4 protein-coding genes are annotated in these 5,287 nt (G+C 37.2%); all 4 read right to left on the reverse strand.

Translation table 11 applies throughout. The annotated features are described in order from the left end of the window. Positions 1–157: 157 nt before the first annotated feature. A complete protein-coding gene (locus tag GEZ85_RS09680) occupies positions 158–2,140 on the reverse strand; it encodes a peptide ABC transporter substrate-binding protein (protein WP_153210162.1) in 1,983 nt (660 codons plus the stop codon). Positions 2,141–2,340: 200 nt separating this feature from the next. Beyond that, on the reverse strand, positions 2,341–3,444 hold the full coding sequence (gene glf / locus GEZ85_RS09685; protein ID WP_084888136.1) for a UDP-galactopyranose mutase: 1,104 nt from the start codon (positions 3,442–3,444) through the stop codon (positions 2,341–2,343). Positions 3,445–3,649: 205 nt separating this feature from the next. After that, positions 3,650–5,095, reverse strand: a complete 1,446-nt coding sequence (gene cpsA / locus GEZ85_RS09690; RefSeq protein WP_261009153.1) for an LCP family glycopolymer transferase CpsA — start codon at positions 5,093–5,095, stop codon at positions 3,650–3,652. Positions 5,096–5,193: 98 nt separating this feature from the next. Next, positions 5,194–5,287: IS3 family transposase (locus GEZ85_RS09695; protein WP_140834408.1), on the reverse strand; the 94-nt coding region annotated here is incomplete at its 5' end.

Consider the following 5,287-nt stretch of genomic DNA (forward strand, 5'->3'; position numbering starts at 1 on the left):
CCTTTCTCGAGCTTAGCTTTTCTTCAACCCACTACAGTTGACAAAGAGCCAAATTAAAAAGCTAGAGTTCCGCAATTGGAAATCTCTAGCTTTTTTGTGGCTGAGAACTATTTTGTCTCAGGTTCTTTATCACTCTGTTTCTATAGATGATTAAAATCTATTTCACATGTTTTGCGAGCTCTTCTTGCGCTTTTTTATTGGATTCTGCTTTTTCTTTCATCCATTTTTCTTGAGCTTTTTGGTATTCATCTGCAGTGACTGCCTTGTCTTGAAGTTCCAAGTATTTATACAAGAGTGGCTCACTTGTACCTTTGTTTCCTGACAATGCAAACGGTATTGTAAATGGTACCATCTTAGACAAGATTGGACGCCCTGTACGAGATGTAGTTGGAATAATCAAAGCACTATCTGTCAACCAAGCTTGAGCTGCAGCGTATTTATCATATCGTTTAGCAACATCTGTAGCCTCATCACCAGCTTCAGTAACCAATTTCTCGTAGTCATATAGACCTACTTTTTTAGCAGCTACATTATCTTTCCCTGAGTCAAATCCTAAATATGTTTTAGTACTTTCTCCTACAGATGGTTTGATGATATCAAGGTAAGTTGATGGATCGGCAAAGTCTGGACCCCAACCGACATTATCTGATAAATCCCAGTCTTCTCCAGCAGCATTTTCAGCAAAATATGTAATATTGTTTACTTCATCTTTTTGTAGTTGTTGAATATCAATAATGACATTATCAGTTCCTAAAGTCGCTTCCAAGGATTGTTTCATAGATTGCACGCGCTGAACTTTTGTAGTTGCTGTTTGGTCAACAGGCATATCTAGGTGAATTGGGAATTGGACTCCTTCTGCTTGTAAGGCTGATTTAGCTTTAGCAAATTCAGCCTTGGCTTTTTCTGGATTATAGAGACCATCTTGTGCATCGGCAAGATTGACATCCTTCCATTCATCCCCATAAGTCACCAATTTTTCTTTGACCATATCGCCAAAGTTTTTCCCATCTGCTTGAACAAATGTTGGTGGAACAAAGAGATTGCGCAAGATTTTGCTTGCTCCAGTTTCTCCATTTAGCTGAGAGGCATAAGCTGTACGGTCAAAACCAAAGGCAATAGCTTGGCGGAAATCCTTATTTAAGAGAGCCTTTTTAGTAGAAGTCTTTTGTTCGTCACTAGTCTTAGAAGTATATTTATAGGACTGACGATCAATATTTGTTCCCACTAGATACGTAGTAGAGTCTTGTTGAGTATAGACAATATTATCCTTCATCTCTTTCTCAAGCTCTGCGAAACTTGCACTTGTTGGATAGAGACGAGCTGCTGTAAGGCTACCATCTTTAAAGTTTTCTGCAGGTTTACTAGTATCTTGACCATCCCAGAATGACAATTTAACTTTGTCAATATGCACATTGTCTTTATCCCAGTAGTTAGGATTTTTCGCAAATTCAACAGAAGATTTGGTCACAATGGATTTCAACAAATAAGGACCATTATACAAGAGACTACCTGGATCCGTAGCTTTGGCAAAATCATCCCCTTTTGAATTCAAAAACTCTTCATTGACTGGCGCAAGAACACCCATGGTCGTTTTAGAATTCCAAAAACTTTCAGGTTTGTTCAACGTGTATTGGACTGTTTGATCGTCAAGCGCTTTAATCCCGACTTGAGCAAAATCTGTGATTTCACCTTTTGCATAGGCATCCAGACCTTTGATTGAATCCTGTACCAAGTAAAGGGCTTCTGCTTTCTTATCTGTTGCATATTTAAGACCTGTCACAAAGTCCTGAGCCTTAACAGGAGCATATTCTTCCCCTTCAGATGTATACCACTTGGCATCCTGACGAATCTTATAAGTATAAGTCAAGCCATCTTTAGAAACCGACCAGTCTTCTGCCAATGAAGGAATAAGGTTCCCGTATTTATCATTTTCAAGCAATCCATCAATCACATTACTAGTAATGTCGGCAGTTGCTGCCTTACCAGTTGTCAAATAGTTGAGATTATCTGGATGTGTCTCGTATGTAAATGCAAAGGTCTGCTCACCTTTTTTAGTAGCTGAACCACCAGCACAGGCAGCTAAGACACCTGCTGCTAATAAAGTTACTCCCGCAAGAGCCAATACTTTCCTTGTTTTCATAGTATTCTCCTTTATTTTTTTATTCATTATAGCCCCTTTTTCAACTCCTGTCAATACAATTTTCTGAATTTTTGAAAATTATTTTTTAAACAATAGGTTTGCAAAAATATGAATAATATCAAAAATACCTCAACTACATTAGGTAGTCAAGGAATTATCAATCACATTTCTAAATAGCAACTGGTAATAGTTCTAGGTGTTTAATCTAACTCATTTCTTACACACTGTAAAGCTGCTCCAATTACTTGGTGCATATCGTAATAACGATAGTGTCCTAAACGACCACCAAAGATAACATTCCCTTGCTCATCAGCCAATTTTTTATATGATTTATACAAATGATTATTACGATCATTATTAACTGGATAATAAGGCTCATCACCTTTTTCCCATGTTTTAGAATGTTCCTTAGTAACGATAGTCTTTTCTTGATTCCCAAACTCAAAATGTTTGTGTTCAATAATACGTGTATATGGAGTTTCTGCATCTGTATAGTTCACAACTGCATTTCCTTGGTAATTTTCCATATCCAAGGTCTCATTTTCAAAACGAAGACTACGATACTCTAGTTCACCCAACTTATAGTCAAAGAATTCATCAATCATACCAGTAAAGACGATCTTAGGGAAGTCCTTCATATATTGTTCTTTATTGGCAAAGAAATCAACATTTGTTTCTACATCAATGTTTTCATGATCCAACATTTTTTCAACTATTTGAGTGTAACCACCAATTGGAATCCCTTGATAGGTATCATTAAAATAGTTGTTATCGTAGGTCAGGCGTACTGGCAAACGGCGAATGATAAAGGCTGGAAGTTCTGTAGTTGGCTTGCCCCACTGTTTCTCTGTATAGTCTTTGATTAATTTTTCGTAGATGTCTGTACCTACAAGAGAAATAGCCTGTTCTTCCAAATTTTCAGGAGTTTTGCCATTTAAAACAGCACGTTGCTCATCAATCTTAGCCTGTGCTTCTGCTGGCGTCACAACTCCCCAAAGTTTATTGAAGGTATTCATATTAAAAGGAAGATTATAAATCTCTCCCTTATAATTTGCAACTGGAGAGTTTGTGTAACGGTTAAACTCTGCAAACTGATTTACATAATCCCAAATCTCCTTATCAGAAGTATGGAAGATATGAGCTCCATATTGATGAACTTGAATTCCTTCCTCTTCACGAGTATAGATATTACCCGCGATATGATCTCGTTTTTCAATGACTTTTACTTTTTTTCCTTTTAAAGCTGCTTCATGGGCAAATACTGCACCAAAAAGACCAGCACCAACGACAAGATAATCGTACATTTTAAGCTCCTTTATTTTTTAACAAACTGTTGTAGCAATTGTACAAGATTGATTGCTTTAATAGATGATACAATTGCATATTTTACATCTTAAATCCGTACTTCTTATCCATAGATTTCTGTCAAAAGAATCTTGCTTTTTGCTTAGATTTTGGACCATCATCCACACCAAATACGATATGCGAATGAATATCAATCATTTTGTCTTATTTCCCTTCCATCACATCATTGATTGCAGCCTTGACTGACTCTAAACTGCTGTCACTAATTTCCATCATGTAGAGGCTACTCTCAGGCATGGCATAGGATGGTAAATCCATACGCCCTGTTCCTTTAAGATCTTGCGAATTGATCTTATAAGTTCCACCACTCTCAAGTTGGGCATTAACCAGGTTCATCATGGTTTCAAGTGGCATATTGGTTTGAATCGAATCTTGCAGCCCTTTTATAATACTGTCATAATTTTTCAAAGCTTCCGTAGAGGTTAATTTTTGCAGAATTGCAACAATGACCTTTTGCTGGTTACGGCCACGATCCCGATCTCCATCTGCCAAAGAATAGCGCTCACGCACAAAGCCAAGAGCTTGCTCCGAATCAAGATGAACCTTCCCTACAGGATAGAACTTCCCATTTGTATGAGCGGTAAACTCTTGATCATTATAGACATCAACTCCACCAAGTAAATCAATCAATTTCAAGAAAGAGGTGAAATTCAAACGAGCGTAATAGTTCAAGTCAATACCGTAAAGATTTTCCAGGGTATGAATGGAAGCATCTACTCCATAAATCCCCGCATGGGTTAACTTATCTTTTTGGTTGTTGCCTCCATCTGCAATTGGAACATAGGAATCACGAGGTGTGGTTGTCAAGAGAATCTTTTTCGTTTCGCGATTCACTGTCATAATGATATTGACGTCCGAACGAGAAATCGAGCTAATTGGACCGTAGGTATCAATTCCGCTGATATAAACATTGAAACTGTCACCTTTGACATCTTTTGGAGTTTCAACCGTCTTGGTTAATTCTTTGGTATAGATTTTCTTAATCTTTGAAGCATAGTCTGGATATTCGGATTCGATAATATTTTCAAAGACACTGTTTAGAAGGATCGCCTTTGTATCTCCAGCTAACAAACTCTTATAGGCTGCAAGATAGGAACTGCTTTCTTCGACTGTCAATTCCTTGTTTTGAGTCGCTTTCAGATCATTCATCAACTGTTGGATATTATCCTTATCCGTCCCAGTAGGCCCCATCACACTGGTTACCTGACTGATATTATCAATTGGACTATCTGCTAACACTGCAATACTCATCGAATAATTTGAGTAATTCGATGTTGCATTCAGGCGACTGGTAAAGCCAATGAACTGACTTACAGCAAAGAGGGAAGTTCCATTGATTAACACACCCAGTAGTAATAAAATCAGCGTTAGATTTTGAACTTTCTTAGACCGAATTAAAAAGAAGCACAAGATGGCTAAGGCTACAATTAAGACAGCAACCACTATATTGAGAAATCGGAAGGCCAGCATATTGTACTTGAAAATCAAAAACAATAAAAAGACCGCTAGTACTGCATAGATAGCTAGCAACCCCCAACTAATCAATATTTTTGTTTTACCCTGACGAGCTCGCTTCGAAGATCTACTCACGATATACCTCTATTATCAATTTTTATTTCATTTTATTATATCATAAAAAAATACACTTGTGAGATAATGTACTGACCCCAAAAAGTTAGACAATTAATTTATCCGAAGGATTTAGTTCTGTATTGTACAGGGCTAAGTCCTTTTAGTTTTACCTTAATTCGTTTATTGTTGTAGTAATCAATATAGTCTACA

The organism is Streptococcus mitis (genome assembly GCF_009496205.1).
Lineage (GTDB): Bacteria > Bacillota > Bacilli > Lactobacillales > Streptococcaceae > Streptococcus > Streptococcus mitis_BN.